General features: G+C 48.2%; 22 protein-coding genes, 1 pseudogene and 1 riboswitch. Of the genes and pseudogenes, 13 read left to right on the top strand and 10 right to left on the bottom strand.

From position 1 onward, the window contains the following. Positions 1–80: 80 nt before the first annotated feature. The 3 genes from ACFQ03_RS09975 to ACFQ03_RS09965 all read right to left on the bottom strand — a co-directional run bounded on the left by ACFQ03_RS09975 (position 81) and on the right by ACFQ03_RS09965 (position 2338). Positions 81–1172, bottom strand: a complete 1092-nt coding sequence (locus tag ACFQ03_RS09975; protein ID WP_225312803.1) for an SGNH/GDSL hydrolase family protein — start codon at positions 1170–1172, stop codon at positions 81–83. A gap of 194 nt (positions 1173–1366) precedes the next feature. Beyond that, positions 1367–1516 carry a hypothetical protein gene (locus tag ACFQ03_RS09970; RefSeq protein ID WP_379287864.1) on the bottom strand — a complete coding sequence of 50 codons (150 nt, stop codon included), beginning with the start codon at positions 1514–1516 and terminating at the stop codon, positions 1367–1369. A 420-nt stretch (positions 1517–1936) separates the two neighbouring features. After that, complete coding sequence (locus ACFQ03_RS09965; RefSeq protein ID WP_379287862.1) at positions 1937–2338, bottom strand: VOC family protein; 402 nt, start codon at positions 2336–2338, stop codon at positions 1937–1939. A 446-nt stretch (positions 2339–2784) separates the two neighbouring features. On the opposite strand from ACFQ03_RS09965, the gene ACFQ03_RS09960 reads away from it, so the two are divergent. From ACFQ03_RS09960 to ACFQ03_RS09950, 3 genes are all read left to right on the top strand, one after another. Further along, positions 2785–3663 (top strand): phosphotransferase family protein, encoded by an 879-nt coding sequence (locus tag ACFQ03_RS09960; RefSeq protein WP_379287860.1) that lies wholly within the window; start codon positions 2785–2787, stop codon positions 3661–3663. Between the two features lie 206 nt (positions 3664–3869). Continuing rightward, positions 3870–4433, top strand: coding sequence for a delta-aminolevulinic acid dehydratase (locus ACFQ03_RS09955; protein ID WP_150960507.1), 564 nt, complete (start codon positions 3870–3872; stop codon positions 4431–4433). Between the two features lie 167 nt (positions 4434–4600). Beyond that, positions 4601–5128, top strand: a complete 528-nt coding sequence (locus ACFQ03_RS09950; protein WP_379287857.1) for a GNAT family N-acetyltransferase — start codon at positions 4601–4603, stop codon at positions 5126–5128. 125 nt (positions 5129–5253) lie between these two features. Here the strand turns inward: ACFQ03_RS09950 and ACFQ03_RS09945 are convergent, their stop codons facing one another. Continuing rightward, positions 5254–5802: a class I SAM-dependent methyltransferase gene (locus ACFQ03_RS09945; protein WP_150960508.1), complete on the bottom strand. Its 549-nt coding sequence runs from the start codon at positions 5800–5802 to the stop codon at positions 5254–5256. A gap of 248 nt (positions 5803–6050) precedes the next feature. Between ACFQ03_RS09945 and ACFQ03_RS09940 the strand changes: the two genes are divergently transcribed. Both ACFQ03_RS09940 and ACFQ03_RS09935 read left to right on the top strand, forming a co-directional pair. After that, complete coding sequence (locus ACFQ03_RS09940; protein ID WP_379287855.1) at positions 6051–6254, top strand: helix-turn-helix transcriptional regulator; 204 nt, start codon at positions 6051–6053, stop codon at positions 6252–6254. After that, positions 6251–6463, top strand: coding sequence for a hypothetical protein (locus ACFQ03_RS09935; RefSeq protein ID WP_379287853.1), 213 nt, complete (start codon positions 6251–6253; stop codon positions 6461–6463). Before ACFQ03_RS09940 ends, ACFQ03_RS09935 begins: the two co-directional genes overlap by 4 nt. Positions 6464–6706: 243 nt before the next feature. On the opposite strand, the gene ACFQ03_RS09930 is transcribed toward ACFQ03_RS09935, so the two are convergent. From ACFQ03_RS09930 to ACFQ03_RS09920, 3 genes are all read right to left on the bottom strand, one after another. Beyond that, positions 6707–7501, bottom strand: coding sequence for a GGDEF domain-containing protein (locus ACFQ03_RS09930; RefSeq protein ID WP_379287887.1), 795 nt, complete (start codon positions 7499–7501; stop codon positions 6707–6709). A 2-nt stretch (positions 7502–7503) separates the two neighbouring features. Beyond that, a complete protein-coding gene (locus ACFQ03_RS09925) occupies positions 7504–7851 on the bottom strand; it encodes a hypothetical protein (RefSeq protein ID WP_379287886.1) in 348 nt (115 codons plus the stop codon). 19 nt (positions 7852–7870) lie between these two features. After that, the gene (locus tag ACFQ03_RS09920; protein WP_379287851.1) at positions 7871–8677 is read right to left on the bottom strand and encodes an EAL domain-containing protein; all 807 of its coding nucleotides are present in this window, start codon (positions 8675–8677) and stop codon (positions 7871–7873) included. Next, positions 8658–8744: riboswitch (cyclic di-GMP riboswitch) on the bottom strand. (Overlaps the previous gene by 20 nt.) 264 nt (positions 8745–9008) lie before the next feature. Here ACFQ03_RS09920 and ACFQ03_RS09915 point away from each other — a divergent pair. Both ACFQ03_RS09915 and ACFQ03_RS09910 read left to right on the top strand, forming a co-directional pair. Next, positions 9009–9197, top strand: a pseudogene (locus tag ACFQ03_RS09915) (AraC family transcriptional regulator); the annotation flags it as partial. 62 nt (positions 9198–9259) lie between these two features. Continuing rightward, on the top strand, positions 9260–9703 hold the full coding sequence (locus ACFQ03_RS09910) for a DUF2269 family protein (RefSeq protein ID WP_379287849.1): 444 nt from the start codon (positions 9260–9262) through the stop codon (positions 9701–9703). 187 nt (positions 9704–9890) lie between these two features. Here ACFQ03_RS09910 and ACFQ03_RS09905 read toward each other — a convergent pair whose 3' ends face one another. Beyond that, a complete protein-coding gene (locus ACFQ03_RS09905) occupies positions 9891–12749 on the bottom strand; it encodes a PAS domain S-box protein (RefSeq protein ID WP_379287847.1) in 2859 nt (952 codons plus the stop codon). Positions 12750–13213: 464 nt separating this feature from the next. Here ACFQ03_RS09905 and ACFQ03_RS09900 point away from each other — a divergent pair, with 464 nt between their 5' ends. Further along, positions 13214–14056: a nucleotidyltransferase domain-containing protein gene (locus ACFQ03_RS09900; RefSeq protein ID WP_379287845.1), complete on the top strand. Its 843-nt coding sequence runs from the start codon at positions 13214–13216 to the stop codon at positions 14054–14056. Positions 14057–14174: 118 nt separating this feature from the next. Here ACFQ03_RS09900 and ACFQ03_RS09895 read toward each other — a convergent pair whose 3' ends face one another. Both ACFQ03_RS09895 and ACFQ03_RS09890 read right to left on the bottom strand, forming a co-directional pair. Then, the gene (locus ACFQ03_RS09895; RefSeq protein ID WP_379287843.1) at positions 14175–15701 is read right to left on the bottom strand and encodes an ATP-binding protein; all 1527 of its coding nucleotides are present in this window, start codon (positions 15699–15701) and stop codon (positions 14175–14177) included. A 19-nt stretch (positions 15702–15720) separates the two neighbouring features. After that, the gene (locus tag ACFQ03_RS09890) at positions 15721–16101 is read right to left on the bottom strand and encodes an ATP-binding protein (RefSeq protein ID WP_144941923.1); all 381 of its coding nucleotides are present in this window, start codon (positions 16099–16101) and stop codon (positions 15721–15723) included. 971 nt (positions 16102–17072) lie between these two features. Here ACFQ03_RS09890 and ACFQ03_RS09885 point away from each other — a divergent pair. From ACFQ03_RS09885 to ACFQ03_RS09865, 5 genes are all read left to right on the top strand, one after another. Continuing rightward, complete coding sequence (locus ACFQ03_RS09885) at positions 17073–18098, top strand: PTS transporter subunit IIC (RefSeq protein ID WP_144940049.1); 1026 nt, start codon at positions 17073–17075, stop codon at positions 18096–18098. 118 nt (positions 18099–18216) lie between these two features. Further along, on the top strand, positions 18217–20109 hold the full coding sequence (gene htpG / locus ACFQ03_RS09880) for a molecular chaperone HtpG (RefSeq protein ID WP_379287838.1): 1893 nt from the start codon (positions 18217–18219) through the stop codon (positions 20107–20109). A gap of 628 nt (positions 20110–20737) precedes the next feature. Then, complete coding sequence (locus ACFQ03_RS09875) at positions 20738–21601, top strand: GNAT family N-acetyltransferase (RefSeq protein WP_379287836.1); 864 nt, start codon at positions 20738–20740, stop codon at positions 21599–21601. A 268-nt stretch (positions 21602–21869) separates the two neighbouring features. Further along, complete coding sequence (locus ACFQ03_RS09870; protein ID WP_379287834.1) at positions 21870–22607, top strand: glycerophosphodiester phosphodiesterase; 738 nt, start codon at positions 21870–21872, stop codon at positions 22605–22607. A gap of 4 nt (positions 22608–22611) precedes the next feature. Then, complete coding sequence (locus ACFQ03_RS09865) at positions 22612–23799, top strand: SLC45 family MFS transporter (protein ID WP_379287832.1); 1188 nt, start codon at positions 22612–22614, stop codon at positions 23797–23799. Positions 23800–24103: the final 304 nt, after the last annotated feature.

Genomic DNA, 24103 nt, shown 5'->3' with positions numbered 1-24103 from the left:
TATTCTTGAATTTACTATACAAGTATATTAAAACAAGCCGGAAGCGATTCGCTTTCCGGCTTGTTTGCTGTAACGGGATGTTATAAAAGCAGGGTTTTCAGAACCGGCTCGAGTGCATCCGCCATTCGCAGAAAACCAAGATCTGTCGGATGTTGGCCGTCTACCGTACATTCGAAGAAATCTTCGCCCAATGTTTTGGAGCCGTCGAAGAAATAAATATTCAAGTCCCCTTGCTCCCGCAGCTCGTTAACGAGAGACTGCTCGAATTGTTTGCGTTCCATTCTCATTTGATATAAATGCGGTGTCAGCTCCTCACGAGCGTAACGGATACGAGACACGACCAGGATCGGTGTGACCGGATGGGCTTCTCTATAAATACGAATAAATTCCGGAAGGGTCTTGCGGAATAGTTCGGTGCTAACGCAGTTACCTTCATAATCAACAACAAGACATGCCGGATCGTTAATCTGCGATATGATTTCGGCGAGCTCCGGTTCCCCCTTGCCGCTACCCGAGAAACCGAGATTAATGAATTCCAATGGAATCCTGCGGCTCAAGATATTGGAGTAGGCCATGCCAGGACGCGAAGCGCAGCCGCCTTGAGTGACCGATGTTCCATAGATGATGATTTTCTTCCCGGAAGCGTAGCCGGGCGGGGCCATCACCGAGGCTCCCTCATCCAATCCGATCCAGATCTCTTCCACCCCTTGATACAGCGGCAGGTTCAGCACCAAATTGCGCATCGTCGGTTCCCAACCGGTATACAAGGCACACTCATACTCTATGAGAGTGTGATCATATCTGGTGGTATTGACATACCTCCAACGAGCGTTGGTATCAGGAGCGCTCACATAACAATCGACACCGCATTGCCCGGTTGCAGGCATATGGGCCATGCCGGCTATCCCTCTCAGCTTCACCCTGACCGATAGGGAGGAGGAATCCGATTGGAACCGGATTTGCCCTCCTGCCGTATGATTGGCCAAATGATCGACCGCCTGGGGAATTGCTTGAGCCGGCGAAGTTGGCAATCGGCGATATTTTCTTTCCTGCGCAAACCAAGCGAGGCCGGATACTTGAAAAGGCTCCTCTAAAGGCGAATACCAGCGAATGGCGCCATCGAACTGTTCATTCGGGCGCATGTGGAGGTCGTATCTTTCCAGCGAATTCACAATACCATTCCTTTCGGCGGACAGTCGGTATTAATCTAGCAAGAATAAATAACTTGACTATATTATCCTAATATGAACCCGATTTTACCATATTTCATATGGTTTTAATTGTCAACAAGTATGTAATAGGAATCCGCCTGAAGGTGCCCGCCAGCCCCGAACCGCGCGAGACTCCCAGCGCGCGGTGTATGGCGTCACATGACGGTGATCAGCCACATGCCGCAGACATCCCGATAAGCCTCTCTTGGACGATCCCGGACGCCCCCCAGACATCCTCGATAGCCTCCGACTGCCCCGGAAGCAGCCCAGATATCCTCGACCGTTTCCTGGAAGATCCTTCGCATCCTCCCGGTATCTCCCCTAGATAACTAAATGGATTTCATCCAGTTAGTTTCCCATTCTAGGGCGAAATACGAAAACTAAATGGAAAACCTCCATCTAGTTTGGGCAAATTAGGCGATATCTCCTGAATTCATCCAATCTAACTGTAGTTTTTCCATTTAGTTGAGCCACTTTCTGCAATTTACTTGAAATTACCTGTATAAAATACAGTTAGCCCCCCGTGCCGTCGCACGGGGTCTTTCGGATGAAAGTAGAGTAAGCCCTCATTGCTGTTGACGAGGCTTTCGGTAGTCCTCATTGCCGTTGACGGGGCCTTCGACGATAACTCGGCATGATCGCCAAGGACAGACAGCCATGTTGATACTACTGTCCACGGCTCTCCGCATCATCCCTTCCGAAGCCCATCCGTTGTAAATAGCAGATCAGCCTTCCATCCCGGCCGTAATCATCCAGGTCACCTGATATTTGTCGACAACCTCCCCGTAAAACACGCCGAAAGGCTGCATTTCCAAAGGATATTTGACTGTACCGCCTTCGGAAAGCTTTGTGAATGCTTCAACGGCTTCGGCTTCCAGATCGAACTCCACGCTTAGTGCGATGTCGTTTCCTTGCTTTAAGGGTTCCATCGTGTCGGCGATAAAGATATAATTGTCTCCTGCAATTGAGAAACACATATGCATGACTTTATCCTTGTATTCGTTCTGCGTTCCCATTGCCTGTTCATGTGTTGTCACGGACAAGATTCGCCCTCCGAACACTTGCGTATAAAACTCGGCCTGGGCCATTGCGTCTTCTGACAGAATATAAGGCTTTAGCTTTGCCATCTTCAACAACCTTTCTAAATGGATTAAATCTTTAGCTTAAAAACAATATTATAATAATTCATACTCCTGTATTTCTTATGGATTGCTGTTTTCGATGATTGAGTTGATTCTCAAAAGATAGCCATCGAAAAGCGGATTGCGAATGGAAGTCAACAACCGATTTTATTCTTCTGAAGGTAGTCTTTCCTTTTGCCTCAATATAAGCTGTAACTGCTATGATCTATCTGCTAATAAAATTGTCTTCCTTTTTATGGCGGATATGTTATAATTCTAGCCAATCAAGCAGGGCACAGGACCGTCTTGAAGCTGTGTGAATGATCTTTTCAAAAAGCGAACGCAACCGCTCGAAGTATGAGAGAATTCGCCGGGATCAAAAATGGCAATGTTAAGGCAGCTTGCAGGTACCGCCAATCAAGAAGAGACTCTGTATGGAAGGAAGAGCGTGATTGGGAACCCCTCTAAGTACCGTGGATTGGATGGAGAAGAACAAAAGGCTGGATGAGCTATTAACCCAAGAAGATGCCTTAACCGTGCATTCGATGAATCAAGGATTTGAAGCGGAAGTCGTTAGGATAAACTCACATGATGATAGCTATGTCCTGAAAATATGGAACAGGAGCTCCAAGCCGGATGTCCGTTTTCAATTTCGGCTGCTGAATGTTCTTTATGCACGGGGACTATCTGTGTCTGAACCGCTGGGGTGGGGGATAAATCCGGATGGCGAGCAGGTTTTGTTAACCTCCTTCGACGGCACGCCCCTTCATAAGGTGAATGCGAAAATAATGGCCCGTTTGGCGGGCATTTTAGCTGGAATACATCAAATCGGCATGGAAGAGATGGGAAATCTGCAGCTTCCCAGGTATGATTTTATCCATTACTTTTTTTCCGGAGTAGGCGAACACTCAGACCTGAGCCAAGCATTAAATGCTCTTGTTGAAATAACCCCAATCAAGCAGGACCGTATTATTCACGGTGATCTTCACCTGATGAACATTCTGGAGAACAACGGCCGATACACCGTCATAGATTGGACGAACGGGCAATTGGGAGACCCCAGATATGATTTTGCTTGGGCGCTTACCCTGCAGAAAATATACATTTCGGAGCGTTATGCGAATCTATTTCGTTCCGCTTATCTAACGATCATTGAGATTCCTCCAGGAGAGCTTGGAGCTTATGAAGCGCTGGCTTGTCTTAGATGGATGCTGCTTAGTAGAAACGGTGGGGCTCCTGCCGGACCTAAAATAATGGAGCGGGTAAGAAGTTTGGTTGCAAACCATTCCGTTCTTAAAGGGTTGGAGTTTAGTGGTATTTCGACATTATAAAATATATGGATAAATTCTCCTGACGATTTGATTTTTCTATTTTTCTATCTTAATGTACATATAAACGATAAGTGCAAAACAGGAGGAAATTGTAATGATGACAACAAATTAACGTAATGCTTCTTCCTTTGCCGGCAACGCCCGCGGTCCTCCATAGAAGTATGCCTGTATATTCAAAATAAACCTAAACTATGGAGGGATTGGAAATGAGTAAACCGGTAATGAATGTTGCGTTGGTATGCGGACCGGATAGTGATATGGAAACGCAGGCCATCAGAGCGACTCTCGAATGTTTTGGCGCAAGAGTATTTACTTATTGGATTGGCCGGCCGAATGATTTGATCTCCGTACTATCAGGCGAAGATCTCTATGCGGATACCGACATGATTATTCTCAGTTTCCACGGCGATGAAGGCAAGCTTCTCATGCCGGAATTGGGTGAGAGCGTCTATGAAGAAGGAGAGCCGCGGGGAGACTTTGGTCCGGAAGAGGTGCTGCGCTATGCGAAGCTGGACGGGAAAATCGTCTTTGGCAATGGCTGCTCACTAGGTGACCGGGCATTGGCCGAAGCATTCCTGGAGCGCGGCTGCCGGATCTATATCGGCCCGGATGATTATCCGGACGGCAGTTCGGCTCTTATGTTCATGCTGCGGCTTTTCTATGAAATGATTCAGAACGGGAAGAGCGTAAGAGAGGCTTACGAGCTTGCCTCGGCTATGGATGAAGAAGTATCTATGTACCAAATCTATGAAAGCTCTGTGGATGACTGAGACATCCGATGCAGCCACGCGTGTGTAACTAAGAGGGGAGTTGGTTCCCCTCTTTTTCCGTTCGGGAAGGGGTGCGGAGGCCGTTATGCAGCGGCAAATTTCACGAGCTACATGGTTGAATCGATGTTTGATTCCAAAAGGGATGGCAACTCAAAGGAGGGATCGCTATGGAGACCGTATGTCTGGTGAAGCCGAGTATGGAATATCGCGATGAATATCTCGATTTTTATAAGGATTGGCAATCTGGCGGCGAACCTATGGTTCCGTGGGTGATACGCAGAGATCCATCGGACTTTGAAGGGATGCTCCAATTTCTGCTTGAGAATGAAAAACAGGAGAATCCCCCTGACCATTGGGTTCCGAGCTCAACCTATTGGCTAGTGTCCGACAATAAGAAGGTGATAGGGGCTGTTAATATCAGACACGGCTTAACGGAGAAGTTACTCCATCGCGGCGGCCACATTGGTTACGGGATTCGTCCGTCGGAGAGAAGGAAGGGTTATGCGACCGTATTACTGTTCCTGGCCCTGGAGAAAGCTAAAGAGCTTGGCATTAAGCAAGCCCTTGTCGTATGTGATGAGGGGAATATAGCTTCCGAGAAAACGATACTCAAAAACGGCGGAATCCCGGACTTCAGCTTTACGGAGGAAGATGGCAATGTCATCAAAAGATTTTGGATAGAAATCGGATCATAGGTAAGATCAAGATCGACCCGGAGTTTAACAGCGGGGGAAGCCTCTTCGTTGCCGTTGGCAATCCTATTAAATTCAGCGTAGGTTCTCGCCTACATCACGCGGTACAAGTAAATAACAGATTTCAACTATATTTTCCGAAGTCCCCTATTTCCTTTTGAGTTAGAGTATCGATCACTTTTTTTGATGGCCATGAAAACAAAATAATCTTCGATTTCCCAAACCTTAACTCCGCCAAAGATGGAAATCAGTTTGTTTCTGTACCACTCTTTTCTCTTGGTCACCATATACATCCTGCCCTCTAGAGCGAGCCGGTTAAATCCTTTTTCGATAAACATTTTTGGCACGGCAAAATCGGCATGATAAGGCGGGTGGCAAATGATTTTGGTAAAGTCATTATGCCGGATACCGGAAAAACCGTCGCTGTGGGCAATGTGTACACCGGAAACCTCATTGGCCGCCGCATTTTCTTTGGCGGTTTCGATAGCCTGTTCATCGTTGTCCACCATAACTACATTTTCTGGACGGACCAGTTTGGCCGCCAATAAGCCCACAACTCCATAACCGCAGCCTAAATCGCATATTTTATCGTCTTTTTCAAATTCAATGACCGACAGCATGGCCAGAGTTCCGTTGTCCACCGTTCGCGGAGAGAAGAGCCCGGCACGAGTCTTCAAATTTTAACTTATCCCCTTGATGGTTGTTGTAATCATTTAAGAAAGTTCCTTTCAGAATATGTCTAATCATAAATCTACAATAATTTCAAAAAAAGCCCAATGGTAATATTGTATTTACAACGAAAAAGTACCATAAGCTTGGGAGAAAGCTGTAAGAAATGTATAAACAATTTGACATTTTGGTTAAAGAGTATTACGATAATCAATGTAAAAACTTTTTTACATTTTCATCGAGGTGATTCCTTACATTGAAGAATAATATCAGGGATATTAGAAAAACGATGAGAATATCCCAGGAGGAGCTCGCAAACAAGTGTGGAGTTACAAGACAAACTATCAACGCCATCGAAAACGATAAGTACGATCCTTCACTTTCCCTTGCTTTTAAATTGGCTATTCATCTCGGAACAAAGGTTGATCAATTATTTATATACGAGGAGGACTCCCTATGAAACTACTGCGTAAGGCGGATGAGATGGAAAGATACCAGAGCGATAAATCGGCAAGGAATGCTTTCGTATTTTTTACCGTGGCCTTATTGGCTTGGTCCTTAACCAACTTCTTTACTGTAGGTAAAACGGGATGGGAATTTACCATCTTATTGGGAGGGAATGTCGTTTTCTTCGGGTCGAGGGTTTTCTACAAGAGAAAAATGCAGTGATCGAGGAGCGGGTCTTGGGATTGGTTGATTTGACCAACCGTTGTTACTATGTTTACAAGGTCTGCACTGGCCGAATCGTACAAAGGAAAATTTCAGTATTGGCATAACTTGAGCAGCCGGTGCGTCAATCTCCGAAAAAAAAACCGGGACAGCCTGAGGAGGCATTCCCGGTTGCATTTCGCTTTCCTTATCGGATACATTCGAATGCACTAAGGCCAGACTATGCGGCAGGCGCTCAAGCGGTTACCTCCGGCCCGCATAGTCGATCTTCGCTTGCGTGGACAGCATGCTTGCCTTGGAAATCAACTCGCGGAAGGTCATTTGTCCGAATTCCGGCACAACCCGTTCGTTCACCCAGCCGGTATCGGCCGAGACGCTGGCCCTGCCGACCGATTGACCGCAGGAGAGCTGATCGATAATTCGCTGCACTTCTTCATCGGATTTCTGCGTAATAATGGCAAATTCGTCTCCGGCATAGCGGCTTATGTAATCGCCCGGTCCGAACAGCGACTTCAGCTTGTTCGAAAATTCACGGATCATGTCGTCACCGACCGGATGCCCGAACCGCTTGTTTACTTCGCCGAAGCGGTTCAGATCGATGAACAGCAGCTGGAAGGACCGACCGCTCGCGAGCAGCTCCTCTCCTATCACATGAATATAGGAGGAACCATACAGCTGTGTTAGCGAATCGTACCATTCGGACAGCCGGGTAGTCAGAGACTCTCGTGTGACGATGCCAACGAGCTCTCCTTGCCGGAGGACAATCAGTCGTTCAATCCTGTTTTGTTCCATCAGCAGAAGCGCATCCCATACGAAAACATGCTCCGGGACGCAGATCGGGTTAGGCGTCATTGCGTCGGCCACGATCCGGTTCGGATGCGCGGTCCGGACGTCTCGAGAGGTAATGATTCCGACAACTTCTCTTGCTTCAACGACGACCAGCGAGCCGATTTTTAGTTCGGACATTAGCTGCGAAGCGTACCATACGCTCTTTCCAAGCGAAACGCTGTGAACCGGCGAAGTCATCACATCGGCCACTTTCAACTCATATCCACCTCCCGATGCACGGCTATCTCGATCTTTAGCTCCGAACGAAGCACCATCGAATCGCTGAGCAGGTTTTCCACCTCCTCCAAAATAATGCCGATGAGCACTTTCTTTTCCAGCATTTGCAACAGCGAGTTACGCACCAGAACGGCTTCCACTCGGGGGTGCTCCAGTTCGATGATGGAGAATTGTTCGGGAGACAGTGCTTCCGCCATACGGCGTGCGGCTTCCGGACCAATCGGCGCCCTTTTTCCGATAATGAGCATGTCCTGCATCGGAGGCATTTCAAATTCGGAAAATTTCAATGAAAGCATAGCTCTTTTGGAATAATTCGTCCTCATGTCCAATGTCATAACTCCCTTAATCTTCGATTGAGCGAAACGAGGTCGGTGGACGACCCGGCAGAGGGCCGGGCTTCGCCAGCAGATAGCCTTGGCCGAAGGGAACGCCTAGCTTGCAGGATTGCCGCAAATCCTCAATCTCTTCGATTCCTTCCAGAATCAGATTAGATTCGTCTCCGCAGAAATCAACGAAGAACTTTAACAATTTTTGCTTCTGTTTGCTGAAGAGCAGGTGCTTGGCAAAGAAACGATCCATCTTGATAAAGTCGGGGCCGATTTCCACGATTCTCTTCAAGGTGGTTGCCCCTTCTCCAACGTCATCGAGCGCAACCAGGAAGCCGCAATCCCGCAGCAGATGGATGTTTCTCAGAAATTGCCCGGTGTCCCAGTCGTCCATCTCCGAGATGGCTTCATTAATTTCGAATACGATATTGTGGGCGTACTTTCCGTACCGCTGCATGAGCTTAAATATGAATCTGGTAAATCGATCCGAAGATAAGGTCGAAGGGAATACGTTCACGAACAGGTGCTGATCGGATTCCACCCTCCCTGGATCAGCAAAGCACGCGGAAATTGCATTATAAATGGAAAGGGTGTCCAGCGTGAACAGCATATTATGTCTTGCAGCGGCCCGGAACAGCCGATCGATTCTTGGTTCCGTTGAGCAGCGGATTAAAGCTTCATAGCCAATCGTCTTGTGGGTATGAAGATGGCAGATCGGCTGGAACTCGTGATATAAATCTTCTTGTTTGATAAGAGCTTGTGTGGATGGCATGACTAATTTCCTTTCCGGATAGAACGACCATTTCGGCAACCCGGCCGCCATAGAAAGCAGATCCTTAGGCCCGTAGGTTTTGCGTCCCAATTTTTCAAGAGGTTTGCGATTATCGTACTGAGCATACCCGTCGAAAGGACCATTAGCAATCCTTTGTACCTATTATCAAATTCGCCATCAAGCGACAGATTCCTACAAAACATGTGTTCTTTTTTCAAAATTTAACCATTCTGCCGTTTTTGTTTGAAAAAATAGTTTGTAAGGCCTATAAAACCTGGCGGCAGGGATTTGTTTTTATGGACTTATAATCGGAAAAAAGAACTTCTGACGCACTATCTCGTTGAGCCGAAGCTTCCTTCCCAAATTATCCAGCATTGAAAGGCAAAAAATACAGCAGGCACGCGATATAATGTTGGAGCGTATGGCAAATCCCCCCTCGCTGCTCGAATTATCCCGTATGATTGGCATTAACGACAACAAATTAAAAATTGGTTTTAAAGAACTATATGGAACGACCGTATTTGGTTATTTGAGGGAAAAGCGTCTAGAAAAAGCCTTGAATCTTATTCGGTCGTATTCTAAAAAATATAATATGAGGAACTTCTCAAGTCTAATAGTTTATCACGAATTGGTTTGGGGGAGGGGTTCACATATCGCCGCTTTTCGTATACTTTACGTTCTCAGGATCAAGCTTTCCAGTCATATCGGCAAGCTTCCGCTGTATGGTTGGCACTTGAATTAAAATATGCACATCAAGGCGTTGAGAAACTGAATAAGGCGGCCACTATTGGTTGGATCGCTTTATTGCTTACAGGATTATTGATGGGATGGATCAACCCGTCACTGTTTCAGATGTTGTGGTTCGACACATCCATTGCTTTGTTCGTAGTTTTCAGCCTTTACTCGGAAATGGTTATCGGACCTAAAATGAAAACTATGCATGAAATGATCAGAACCTGTGAAAGTGAAGAGATTCCGCAACAATATAAAATCTTGTCTAGTAAACTGACTCCTTATGATTGGTTTTGTAAACTACTCGTCGTTGCCATTATCATATTGATGGCGTTAAAACCGTAAATGAAAAGCAGTGGAGCAGGGTAAATGCCCTACGTAAAGTATATAGTTAGTGGGCATATCGTTGAGATACGGAAGAAAAGATTTGTCTCCAGGGTCCTGAATTCACCCGTGCATATATAACCCAGTTAGCAAATCACTTTGGGGCGTTCTTAGCCGCGCAACCTGAACTTTATGACTTTATAACTGCCTAGAGCGGCAAAATAATTTCGACGGTCGTTCCCCGGCCTACTTCACTGTCAATTTGAAGGGTTCCTTTATGCTCCTTGATAATTTTGTAGCAGATCATTAACCCGAGGCCGGTCCCCTTCTCCTTTAAGCTGTAGAATGGCTCGCCCAAGCGGGCGATTCTGTTCTGCGGTATGCCGCAGCCGGAGTCCGCCACTTGAACCGAAACGAAATCCCCGGACCGCCTCACCTTCATGGCAATTTGTCCGCCCTGCGGCATCGCCTCAATCGCATTTTTGATAATATTGATGAAAACTTGCTTAAGCTGGTTTTCTTCGCATTCGACGAGCAAGTCGCTAGAGTCCGATTCCACTGAAATCTGTACATTATGCATCGTTGCAAGCGGATACAAAAATGAAGAAACCTGCCGTATCAAAGCTTCCAGATTTCTCTTTTCCATCCTGATGGTTTGCGGCCTGGCTACAGTCAAGAGCTGGTCGGTAATGGACTCCATTTGCTCGATTTCGGACAGCATGACTTCCAGATACCAGATGTTCGTCGCAGTTGTGGCAGATTGCAGCAAGCTTAGGAAGCCTTTAAGCGTCGTAAGCGGATTGCGGATTTCGTGGGCAATTCCTGCCGCCAATTGACCGACAACAGCGAGTTTCTCGGTTTTGCGCAGCAATTCTTCCGTTTGCTTCAGCTCGGTGATGTCGCGTCCGATGACGATCAATCCTTTGCGTCTGCCGTCCCCATGATAAATGGGAACTTTGATAATATCCAAGATTGTGGACCTGCCGCCAGGATGCGGGATGATTTCCTGGAAGCGGATGAGGCTGCCTTTGTCCCAGACCCGGCGATCGGACAACGAGCATTTAATGAAGGTTTCCCGATAAAATGGATTGCAGGAGGCCAGCTCCCTGTCCGTCATTCCCTGATAATCGATCTTCTCCAAATTTAACGCGGCTATCGCCGTATTATTGGCTTCGAGCCATTTCCCTTGATCGTCCTTGAAGATGACGAGGTCGGGCATGGAATTGATCAACGTCCGCAGCCGCTTCTCACTTTCAATCAGCATATCGTGCATTTGATGGAGGGCGGTAATATCCCTTGAAATAAGTACATAGGCGGCTGCGCTGCCCTTACTGTCGAAGAGGGGAGCGGCACAATGGTTAACATGGATCAGGCTGCCGTCTTTTCGCTGTCTCACCGTTTCGTAAGGAATGACGTGCCGTGAACGCAGCATGTGGTTGCGCATGTCTTCGTTTTCGCTTTCCAAATGGCCCGGCACCATCGGGGGCTCTTTGCCAAGCAGCTCTTGCTCCGTCCAGCCAAACATACGTTCACAGGCTTGGTTGACTTTAACGATATGAAAATCGGCATCGACGACAAGGATCGCATCCTCAGTATTGCTTAGATAGAATTCAAGCTGTTCTTTGGTCAATTTCAAGTCCTCGGCCATCTGCTGGTGATTCGGTTGAATTCCGCGAACGGTTTCGAAGACGCCGACAATTTCGTTATTCATAATGATCGGAAAACTATTCACCATGGCATGGATGCTGTGTCCCTGCTTATGCCGGAAAACCGCCTCGAATTCTTGCTGCATACCGCCCGCCGCTTGGGCGAAAGCCTTCCTCTTCAGCTCCTTGCTGTCCGGGCAGGCCAGATCACAGACCGCTATGCTGCTCAACTCATTCGCATCATAGCCGAGCAATCTCTCCGCAGCGGGATTGGCTTCAAGGAGAAAGCCTTGTAAATCATAAGCGAAGATGGCATCGGGGTGATGCCGGAACAGCGATTGATAGAAGGGGGCTGGTTGGGCGGCGGTCCGCTCTTCGCTCGCTGCTTTGTTATTCTCCAGTGTCGGGGATGTCGGAAAATGACGGAAATCAGGTAACGAAGGGCTGGCCCTAATCTCCGGCGGAAGGGCATGAACAACCGATCCGATGGCTTCTCCCCCGTAATAGTAGGGCGAAAGCTCGAAGAGCCACCTCTTATTCTCAAGGTTGTCCGTCATTTCCCAGGTTGTTGTTGAGGACAAGGATTCTTTGGCGAAAGAGGGAGGTTCTAGCGAATGTTCAGGGGAAATCCATCCTTTCTCATACAGAATAGGGGAAGCCTTAACGACCCGTCCCGCCCGGTCCAAAACCGCAAGAGGCAGTGTCGTCCTATGGGTTAATTCCACAAAATATTGAGCCAGCCTTAAACGCTCTATTCTCAACTGGTTATAAAGCAGACTCTCGATTTCCCGAGCCGTGCGGATTACGGCTGCCAGAGTTCTCGGATCGTTGGCCGTCCAGAACCCGGATAAATCGACGATTCCGGCAATTTTGCCCGTACCGGGATCGCGGATAGGAGCTGCGGAACAGGTCCATTCGTGAATTTCCTGGCAGAAATGCTCGCTGGCAAACACCTGTAACGGCAGCCCGGTAACCAGAGAAGTACCAATCCCGTTCGTTCCCGCACTGCTCTCGCTCCAATTCGCACCCGGCGACAAGTGAATGTCTTCCGCTTTCAGCTTTAGGGACAAATCCCCGTCGCAGTAGACCATTTCCCCGGCAGGATTGGAGAAAGTAACAAGATAACCGGTATTTCCGGCGTATTGCTTCAGCTTGATCAAGAGTGGTTTGACCATCCGGAATAACGGATCGGAGGTGACGTACTCCTGGATCTGATCCGTCCCCAAGCTATATGGAATTTGGATAAGGTGCGGATCGATCCCTTGTTCCAGGCACCGTTTCCAGGAATGGAACATGAAAGGCCTTACATTAATCGGCGCAGAACAACCGGACACGAATTTCTCCCATTCCTGTTCGATCAATAGCTTATCGTTGGAAGCCCCATGATAACTGAAAGTATAGAATCTGTTTGTGGACGACATAAATTTCCCCCTAATGCAATAATGTGATCCATCGGCGTTTATGATTTACCAGTTGCTCTATACAATCCGGAGTAGTTTCCTTACAACAGTTATTGGTATGGGCCCAGTTTGAAATATCCTATTATTTCTACATAAAATATAATTTTCCTGCATGGCCATTTAGAAGAATGTTGGTTCAGGGATTTAGCAAATGCTCGGATCGGTCTGTATTTTTTTGTTTAATTGCAGCGGTTAGACATAAGGTTTATGGAAAAAGAGGAATATGATCCGTTAGTCCATAATAACGCTGTCGGGATGTCTTGTCCGGCAGCGGTTGTTTTATTGTCCTTTTTAATTAATAGCTGTTTAATCCGTTCTTCCAACACCTATTTCATGCTAGAGTGGTTTCGAGGCCGTGGCGTCTAAGTTGGGAAGGATTATGATAAAAAGACTGCAGAACAGATCGTTAGAAAGGAGAGAGATTAGTGGAAATACAGGCCATCCTGGAAGAGATAATGAAGCAGTTGAAGGGCGTGCCCGGCATTGTGGGAGTCGTCCTGGGCGGATCGCGGGCGAAGGGGACGCATCGTCCCGATTCGGATATCGATATCGGAATTTACTATGATGAAGCCGCCGGCTTTGATGTGCGTGCTCTAGCCCTTATAGCTGCTAAGTTGGATGATGAGCATAGGGAGGACCTTATCACCTCCTTGGGCGAATGGGGGCCATGGGTTAATGGCGGAGGATGGCTTGTCGTCCGGGGCTACCATGTTGATTTTATTTTTCGCGATGTGAAGAGGGTAGCTCAAGTTATTGACGATGGCTTGTCAGGTTCGGTCACCGCGCATTATCATGCGGGTCATCCTCATGCCTTCATCAATGTTATGTATATGGGCGAGATATCCATATGCCAAATACTGGCCGATCCCGAGTATCGGATCTCCGCATTGAAGGCGAAGACGATGCCCTACCCCAAGGCGCTGCAGGATGCCATTCTTCGCTATTTCATGTTTGAAGCGTCCTTCTCCTTGATGTTCGCCGAGAATCATGCGGATAAGGACGATATATCTTACGTTTCAGGGTGCTGCTTCCGCACGATTTCCTGTCTGAATCAAGTCCTATTCGCCAGGAACGAACAGTACTGCATCAACGAGAAGAAGGCAGTCGCGATAGCCGACAGCTTTGCCTTGAAGCCGGATAATTACAAGAGCCGAATAGACCGGGCCGTCAGCCTGATATCTTCCGATAAAGAGCGAATCAGAGAAGGCGTGTTAATGCTCCGCCGACTGGTTGAAGAAACGGAAGCGCTGCTGCAGCGTTCCCCGTAACAAGCATCCTTGCCGGCTGCATGGGTATGAATGACAGAACCCCTCCAGGCGGATTGGCTGAAGGGGTCCTTATGTATGCGATGCATTCGATTCGGCTGCAAGCCGGGGCTGCCTGGAGCTAAGATGTACTTTTTGTCTCGGAATCCAGGATTTGCAGCCCTAACTCCTCCAAGGCCTGCTGCAGCGTTCCTTTCGTCTCCACTTTATCGCTGAAGGAGATGCCCAGATCGACAATCGTACTGGCGATTTCCGGGCGGATCCCGGTCACAATCGCTTTGCAGCCCATGTAACTGACGCCGTCCATTATTTTGAACAAATGCTTGACCACCATCGTATCCAGGAAGGCGACACCCGACATATCGATTAACAAGGTCCTTATTTTGGAGGCCCCGATTTGGTGCAGTGCCTTCTCCTGAATCACTTTAGCCCGGTGTGTATCGACCGTTCCCAACAGAGGAAGAATGGAAACCGAAGCGGAGAGAGGAATGATCGGCACAGACAAGTCATCGATCAATTCTTTGTGCGATTGAATTAATTCATCCTTGAACCGGGTATAGCTCATAAAGAAGTGGCGAAGGAAAATATCCAGCGTCGTATTGATTTGTCTTTCCAGAGCGAAAAATTGCTCCCGCGTAATTTGCTGCTTGCTAAGACGCTCGTAATTATAAATGAAATCCCACAATACTCTCCGGATAGCCTGGAACCATTCCAGCTTGACCGCCAAGTTGAGGGAGGAATGCCGATCCCAAAGCTGGCCTTCCTGTTGAGCGAAGTTGACGATTTCCAAATCTTTATGGTCAATCATCAAATGGACCAATTTCTGCGCATTGCTCAACAGATCGATATTGCCTATCGTCTTTATATCCTGGATGATATCTCTAATGTTTACGGCTTCGTTCAACAGCCGCTGCTCGAATTCATCCTTGTTGATGCTGAGAAAATCCTTGAGCTGAATTCCTTGTTCATATTGCAGGTCCATGACTACCACTCCTTTATCAACCGGAACATTCAGAGGAAATTCCAACAGAAAAGTCGTTCCTTGCCCTTCCTCACTTTCTACTCTGATCGAGCCGCCATGCTGATAAACTGTTGAATAGACATAGGTCAGCCCCATCCCGGTTCCCTCCGATTTGGTCGTAAAGAAGGGCGTTCCAAGCAGCATAAGCTTTTCCCGAGGAATGCCTACTCCGGTGTCGGAGATCGAGACATAAACCGTATTGTTGTCGCAGGAATGACTGATTCGAATCGTTCCTTTCCCCGAGATGGCTTCGAAGGAGTTTTTCAGAATGTTAAAGAAAGCCCGCTTAAGCTGGTTCTTCCTGCCTGAAATTTCAACCTCCGGCTGTTCAAAAGACTTCTCGATCGTTACACGGTATATTTGGTCTTGAAATAAGCTTAACAGGGATTCCAATTCCGCACATAAGCTGAATCGGGTTACCGGTTCATCTTCCGCGTCCGGCTTGGATACATTAAGGAGATTTTGCAGAGTGGAAATCGCATTATCCAATTCCTGCTGAGCAATATCGATATAGTTATGCGGCGCTTGCTCTTGCAGCAATTGCAAGAAGCCTTTAACCGCTGTTAGAGGATTTCGGACCTCATGAGCAATGCCAGCGGCAATTTGTCCTACAGAAGCCAGTCGCAAGTTGTGTTCATCCCGTTTATCAGACATATCGTTTAATGGCAATGATCCTCGTTCCTTTCGTAGATGTTTCAATCTTCAGTTCATCCATTAATCGTTTTGCTCCGTTTAATCCTAAGCCCAATCCTGAATGAGACGTATATTGTCCCTTCAGGATGGTGTCTACACAAGGGATTCCAGGCCCCTGATCGGATACAATGAAACAAATTCCTCCGTCTACTCTCTTGCAAATAACGGTCCCCATACCTCCTCCATGGTCCAACACATTATGCGCAATTTCGAGCAGGCTGACGATGACGCACTGCGTATCTTTTTCTGAAAAAGGCAGGCCTTTCAACAAGTATTTTATTTTGTAGACTGCGTCCCAAATATCTTCTTCGGACTGCACTATTTGTGTCATCATTTTCCTGTCACCTATAGGAACAATTCGCCAAGAAGATGTAGAAAACCTTCTGCGACATTGCATTTCTATTAACCTATCTCTCTATGCCGATGCCAAAAGTCATGTTCTAGCTCCATTATTGGTAGCCTCGTGGGCGTCTAACTGGATTTCCTCCAGCTAGTTTGTACAAAATGGGGGATATCGCCCAAATTGATCCATTCTAAATGCTGTTTTTCCATTTAGACCCCCGTGCCTCTGGCCACGGCACCATCAGATGGTGAAAATGGATGGATTTTCAAGGTAGAATAGAGTTGAATTGCTTCAATACTGTGAAATTTGAAAACTAAATGGATTTCATACAGTTAGATTTCTATATTCGGAAGAAATATGGAAACTAACTGGAAAACCTACAGCTAGTTTGCGCCAAAACAGCCGTTTCGCCCAAAGTTGCCCATTTTAACTGTAGTTTATCCAGTTAGTTTGATCATTTTCGCCCATTCGCTTGAATCTACCTGTACAAAATACAGTTAGACGTGCCGCTCCGTTTGCAACGATGCCCGCAGACGTAAAATAGACGGATTTTCAAGATAGTTTAGTCGTCTTCTACAAAATGCCCCCATCTACCTGCATAAAATACAGTTAGTTCGCTTCTCTCGCGCTAAAACGACAACTAGGATAGCCGTAAATCTAGCGTTCTACCTTTCACATGACCCTTTGTAACCGATTCGCGCCCTTTGCGAAAGTTAATCTGAATCAGATAAAGAATCAGAAGAAGAATCTGAACAAAAGGTTGTCGAGAAACCCTGTTTTCTGCAAAGAAAGCGATACGAAAACCTAATATTACATGTTTTTTTTCATGCATTTGTCCCAAAAGAACTTTTTCAACAGCCTGAACAGCCTTCCTCTTGTTTCAATAGCGAAAGAAGGGTTTTGCAGCCAGGTTGTGGAAAAGGAAAGGTGGCAATTTATCCGTTACGTCTGGAGGAAGCGATATGAGCAGCTTTTTGAAACGGAAAGGAATTCAGCTTACCGCTAAAGCCTATATCATTGATGCGCTTAGCTATATGGCGCTGGGGCTTTTTTCGTCTTTAATCATAGGGCTGATTCTGCGTACGATCGGCGAGCAGTTGGGCTGGCCGCTCTTCTCGGAGATGGGTCAGCTCGCCATGAATTTGATGGGGCCGGCCATTGGAGCGGCGATAGCTTACGGTCTGGGGGCGCCGCCGTTGGTCATCTTTGCGGCTGTCGCGACGGGGGCCGCGGGAGCGGAGTTCGGCGGACCCGCCGGAAGCTATGTAGCGGCGTTAGTATCGGTCGAGCTCGGCAAGCTGGTCAGCAAGGAGACGAAGGTCGACATTATCGTTACGCCTTTCGTAACGATCATCACCGGTTTCCTCGCGGCCAAATTTGTCGGGCCTGCAATTTCGGGCGCGATGACCGCGTTCGGAGGCTGGATTGTATGGGGGACCGAGCAGAAGCCCATCCTTATGAGCATTCTGGTGGCGACCTTAATGGGGCTTGCGCTGACCGCGCCTATTTCCAGTGCCGCCATTGCGTTCATGCTGGATCTAAGCGGGTTGGCTGCAGGGGCGGCGACCATCGGCTGCAGTGCGCAGATGATCGGCTTCGCCGTCAGCAGCTACCGGGAGAATAAGGTGGGCGGCCTGCTCGCGCAAGGGCTTGGCACCTCTATGCTGCAGGTGCCGAACATCGTCCGCTATCCGCTTATTCTCATTCCGCCGACGGCGGCGGGAATGATTCTGGCTCCGATCGGAGCCACACTCTGGCCCATGTCGAACAATGCCGCAGGAGCGGGCATGGGCACCAGCGGTTTGGTCGGCCAGATCATGACCTTGACGACGATGGGCTTCTCCCCGGCGGTCTTCATTCAGATAGCCGTGCTTCATTTTATCGGCCCGGCGGCCATCAGCTTGATCGTGTCGGAATGGATGCGGAGCCGCGGCTGGATTCAGCCTGGGCAGATGCGGATTTATACCGGGGACCGCCCGTCCGGATAGTCGGTTCCATATTGACTTTATACGGAAGAAATGCTATAAAACAAGTGATTGGCACTCTTGTCATGAGAGTGCTAAAAACGGTTGACCGTAGTACAGGAGCATGAAAGGAGAGAGAACCATGGCCAAAAAGCAATTTAAAGCCGAGTCGAAGAGACTGTTGGAAATGATGATCAACTCTATTTACACTCATAGAGAAATCTTTTTGCGGGAATTGATCTCCAACGCCAGTGATGCCATAGATAAGATTTATTACAAAGCGTTGAGCGATGAGCAAATGGTGTTCGATAAAGACAACTATTACATAAAGGTGAAGCCGGACAAGGCGAATCGGACACTGACGATTTCCGATACCGGAATCGGGATGACGAAGGAAGAGCTGGAGAACAACCTTGGTGTCATTGCGAAGAGCGGTTCCCTCGCCTTCAAGAAAGAGAACGAAGTGAAGGACGGGCACGAAATTATCGGGCAGTTCGGTGTCGGCTTCTATTCGGCTTTCATGGTAGCGGAGTCCGTCACCGTGATCAGTAGAGCCCTGGGCAGCAATGAAGCCTATAAGTGGGAATCCAAGGGCGCGGACGGTTACACCGTTGAACCTTGTGAGAAGGAAACGGTCGGAACGGACATCATTCTGAAGATCAAAGAGAACACCGAGGATGATCAGTACGACGAATATTTGGAAGAATACCGCTTACGGGCGATTATCAAAAAATATTCCGACTTCATCCGTTACCCCATCCGCATGGATGTAACCGGCTCCCGGCTTAAAGAGGGCAGCGAGAACGAGTACGAGGAATATCAGGAAGAGCAGACGATCAACAGCATGGTCCCGATCTGGAAGAAGAACAAGAGCGAGCTGACTCCGGAGGACTACGCCAATTTTTACACCGAGAAGCGCTACGGCTTCGACAAGCCGCTCAAGCATATCCATCTTAGCGTGGAGGGCACCATCAGCTATAATGCGATTCTGTTCATTCCCGAGAACATTCCTTACGACTTTTATTCCGCCGAGTATGAAAAGGGACTGGAGCTGTATTCCAGCGGCGTGCTGATTATGAACAAATGCCCGGACCTGCTACCGGACTACTTCAGCTTCGTCAAGGGGATGGTCGATTCGGAGGATCTATCCCTTAACATCTCGCGGGAGATGCTTCAGCATGACAGGCAGCTTAAGCTGATTGCCAAGAACATCAAGAACAAGATTAAGAATCAGCTGCAGAGTATGCTCAAGGAAGAAAGAGAGAAATACGAGCAGTTCTATAAACAATTCGGCAGACAATTAAAGTACGGAGTATACAGCGAGTACGGAAGCCACAAGGAGGAGCTGCAGGACCTGCTGATGTTCTACTCTTCCAAAGAGAAGAAGCTGGTCACTCTCGACGAATATGTATCCGCCATGCCGGAAGAGCAGAAGTATATTTACTACGCTTCCGGAGAATCGATCGAAAGGATCGAGAAGCTGCCGCAAACCGAGCTTGTCGCCGAGAAAGGGTATGAAATTCTGTATTTCACCGAGGATATCGACGAGTTCGCCGTCAAGATGCTAATGAGCTACAAGGAGAAGGAATTCCGGTCGGTGTCCAGCGGTGATTTGGGAATCGAGACCGAGGATAACAAGGAGCAGGAGGATTCTCTGGACGAAGCGGACAAAGAGCTGTTCGAGCATATGGAGAAGCTGCTAGCGGGCAAGGTCAAGAAGGTTAGAGTATCCAAGCGGTTGAGATCGCACCCGGTATGTCTCTCCACGGACGGCGAAGTGACGATTGAGATGGAGAAAATTTTAAAATCGATGCCGAACAATCCCAATGTGCAGGCAGAGAAAATTCTCGAAATCAATAAAAATCACGAAGTGTTCCAGTCTTTAAAGGATGCCTTTGCCAACGATAAGGAAAAATTGGACCTGTACACCCATCTGCTGTACAATCAAGCTCTGTTGATCGAGGGGCTGACGGTAGAGGACCCTGTACAGTTCACCAATGATATCTGCAAGATCATGGTCTCTTCTGCCAAGTAAAAGGCAGCGGCATAGCTGCAGCAACGCGGGGCGGGGAAGCATGGACTTACAGGATTCCATGAACCTTGGAGTCCCCTTAGGATGGCAAAAGGGGTTCAAAACCCCTCGGAAGAATGGACGGCGAAGTGTATTCGCTGGCTGAAGAAACGAAGCCGGCGATCATCAATAAGTTCCTTCAATAGGTGAAGGATAGGCAGGCTTACGCGATTAGGCGTGAGTCTGCTTTTTTTTGTGGGGGCGGAGCGAACGAATGCGATTGTATGAAAAATCGTACAAACGGCTGAGTAAATGTCACGATTGTCCGTTGTGCTGCAGCGAGCGAGCGCGGTAAGGGGAGGTCCTGAACCTCCCCGACAGCAGAAGTCTCGGGCCAGCTTCTCCTCCTAACATAAATTTATTAAGGCAATCTCGGAGTTTAATGACGAGTTATCCTATAGATATTTATGGAATGATGCGGATTTCCTTTTAGTTTACTGCCGCTCTGCAAAGATGTCAAAAGAAACAAAATGGCGGAAAACCCTAATAGAACGACACCTTTTTAACGCAAGAAGGTATCTTCAACCAGCGTCAAGAAATATAGTCCATAGGGGACCTTTGATCAACTGAATAAAAGAAGGGGTATCAATTTATGAATAATTTAAAATTTGTCCAAGGCTACAAGGCGGATGAACCCTATGGAAAGAGCCTGACGATGCTTGCCAATCAAATTTTCGGCATAAATCTGAATGAGTGGGATAACCGGTACATTCCTTTTTCTTATGTGGATGGAGAGGTCGTCGCGGCGAATGTATCGATCAATCTGCTCGATCTGATTATCCAAGGCGAGCGAAGAAGCGCACTGCAAATCGGAACGGTAATGACCCATCCGGATTATCGGAAGCGGGGGCTTTCTGCCCGTTTAATGAACCGGGTTTTGGATGAATACGGGGACAAATGCGATTACATCTATTTATTTGCTAATCGGAACGTTTTGGATTTTTACCCCAGGTTTGGTTTTGAGCCCGTAGAGGAGCACCAGTTTACTTTGGATTATTCCGCAGGGCCAAAGAAGGGGAACGGCATCCGCAAGCTGGATATGAATAATAGCGAACATGTTCGTTTCCTTACTCATTTTACCTCAGAGAGAATTCCGGTTTCCCGGCGGTTTGGAACGGACCGTGCCCATGGGATATTAATGTTTTATTGCCGAAATGTTTTTAATAACGATATTTATTATTTGGAACAGGAGGACGTTACGGCTATCTTTCAGAGGAAGGAAGGCCGAATCGATCTTTACGACTTGATCGGAAGAAGAGAAATCAATCTGGAAGCCATCCTTGCACAAATTTCTGATGAAGACACTCAAGAAATCGTATTCCATTACACTCCCGACGACCAAGGAATGGGGATAACAAGCCGCTTGTTTAATGGCGATGAGGTATTGTTCGTAAAGGCAAACGGAAATAACCGCTGGCCGGAAAATTGCAAGCATCCCCTTACCTCTCAAGCTTGAATTAGGTCTTTCTTAATTAGCAGCCAAGAGGGGCATCGAATCGGGATAGCTCAAATAGGTCGTCCATAGATAGAGGAAGCTCACCCTCCTCATGATAATACGATGTAACCAAAGATTCCTATTGGCATAAAAAGCTACCACTAATACCGGGTTATTCGTCTTCGCCAAGGCTACGTTAGGAGCTTTTTTTACAAAATTACGGCTGGTTCCCGATTTGATCTGTTGTATAATGGATGAAAATGGTATTTGCGAAATGGAGGCTTGTGTGTTGAAAGCGGTTTTAAACATTGCCCACAGGGGAGCATCCGGTTACTGTCCGGAGAACACTATGGCGGCTTTCGAACGGTGTATCGAACTCGGTGCGACGGCGATCGAAACCGATGTACAAATGACGGCGGATGGCCGATTGGTTCTGATTCATGATGAATCGCTGCAGCGGACGACGGGCTTGCCCAAACTGGTGAAGGATGTGACAGGGGATGAGCTGTGGGAGCTGGATGCGGGCTCCTGGTTTAGTCCGGCATTCAAGGGGGAGCGCGTTCCGACTCTGGAGGATTTGTTCGAGCTGGTTAAATCCCGTTCCCTCCAGGTGAATCTCGAGCTGAAGAACGGGGTCGTGCAGTATCCCGGTATAGAGGAGGCCGTTATAGAAGCGACCCGGAGGTTTGGAATGAGCGACCGGGTGATCCTCTCGAGCTTTAACCATTATTCCTTGGCGCACTGCAAGCGGCTGGCCCCGGAGATCCGGACCGGCATTCTCTATATGGAAGGCTTATACGAGCCGTGGGAGTATGCGGCGCGATTCGGTGCGTCTGCGCTTCATGCGTATCATTATGCGGTTATCCCGGAGTGGGTTTCCCAGGCGGCTGCACGGGGAATGGCGTATCATCCGTTTACGGTCAATGAGCCGGCCGAAATGCGCAGGCTGATTCAGGCCGGGGTAGCCGGCATCATAACGGACTACCCTGACCGTCTGGCAGAACTGCTGAAGACAATGGAGGATTAAGGGTATGAAAAAGACTTGGCTGCTGGGCTTCGGATTTTTCAGCATTAGCATTACCTGGTCGCTGTATAATGCTTTCGTCCCGTTCTTCCTCGATCCGTTCCTGCAAAGCACGGCCTTGATCGGCTTCATGATGACGCTCGATAATTATTGTGCCTTGTTCCTGCAGCCATGGATCGGCAACCGCAGCGACAAGACGGTCTCCCGGTTCGGCAGGCGGATGCCTTATCTGCTGATCGGTATGCCGCTCGCTGCTTTGTTTATGATCCTCATTCCGCTTCATACCAATTTCATTACATTGGTGCTGTTCATGGTGCTGATGAATCTGGCAATGAGCCTGTACCGGTCTCCGACCATTGCGCTGATGCCGGATATTACACCGGAAGCGCAGCGGACCAAGGCCAATGGAATCATTAATTTCATGGGCGGGGTCGGGGCGATAATCGCTTTTGGCGGAGGATCGATGCTGTATAAAGCCAACCCGTCGTTTCCTTTCGTGGCGGCCGCCGCCATTACTTTGCTGTCGTTATTGATCTTGTACCGTTTTATTAAGGAGAAGCGGGATTCCATTACATGGGCGGCTGCGGATACGGAGCGGGTCAAGCTGCTCGGGGAACTGGATCGCACAACGGTTCTGCTGCTGGCGGCGATTTTCTTCTGGTTCGTTTCCTATCAGGGGGTAGAGGCGCTGTTTACACTGTATGGAAAGCATCACATGGGGCTGGAAGAGAGTGCGTCTGCGTTCTCGTTAACGTTCTTTTCCTTGTTCTTCGTCCTGTTTGCGATTCCAAGCGGCTGGCTGGGCAACCGGTTCGGCAAAAAAACGATGATCCTCATCGGCGTGATCGGCTTATTTCTGGTGTTCGCCGCCATTCCGCTGATCGAAACGCTGGTCATGCTGCGGGTCATGCTGGCTCTAGGCGGGATTTGCTGGGCCTGCATCAATATCAACTCGTATCCGTTCGTCGTAGCCACCGGCAGCGAACGAAGCATCGGCACCCGGACGGGCTTGTACTACCTCGTCTCGTCGCTGGCCGCCATTTCTTCTCCGCCGCTGCTGGGTCTCGCCATCGACCATTTCGGTTACGGCTCGCTCTTCTTATGCGCCTCCGGAAGCATGCTGCTGGCCCTGCTGTGCCTGCTGCTCGTCAAGCATAACGGAAGCTCCTCGGTTTCTAGGACCGAGGCGGTTTAGCGACATTTCGCCATATGAACGCATAGGCTCGTATTTGCTTCAAACCTCAGGGGCCCGGCTTCGGACGGGTCCCTCGCTGGGCGGCAGATAATAGCCAAATTCCTGCGAAAATACATCAACTATGAAGAGAATTTGCAGGATAAGAAGCAAAGCCTGCAAAAATGTAGCAATTTTTGCCAATAACCGCCCTCCATCTCTCGAACCGTAGAAAAAGATGCACTTTCGCAGGTTCTCAGCCAATGGCGAGCGACTCCCTGCAAAAAGATGCACTTTCGCAGTTTTTTTACATAGCAAACGAGAACGG

The organism is Paenibacillus residui, from assembly GCF_042677205.1.
GTDB classification, from domain to species: Bacteria; Bacillota; Bacilli; order Paenibacillales; family NBRC-103111; genus Paenibacillus_L; species Paenibacillus_L residui.
Note: the sequence above shows the minus strand (reverse complement) of the source record. Positions and strands in the feature narration are given on the sequence as shown.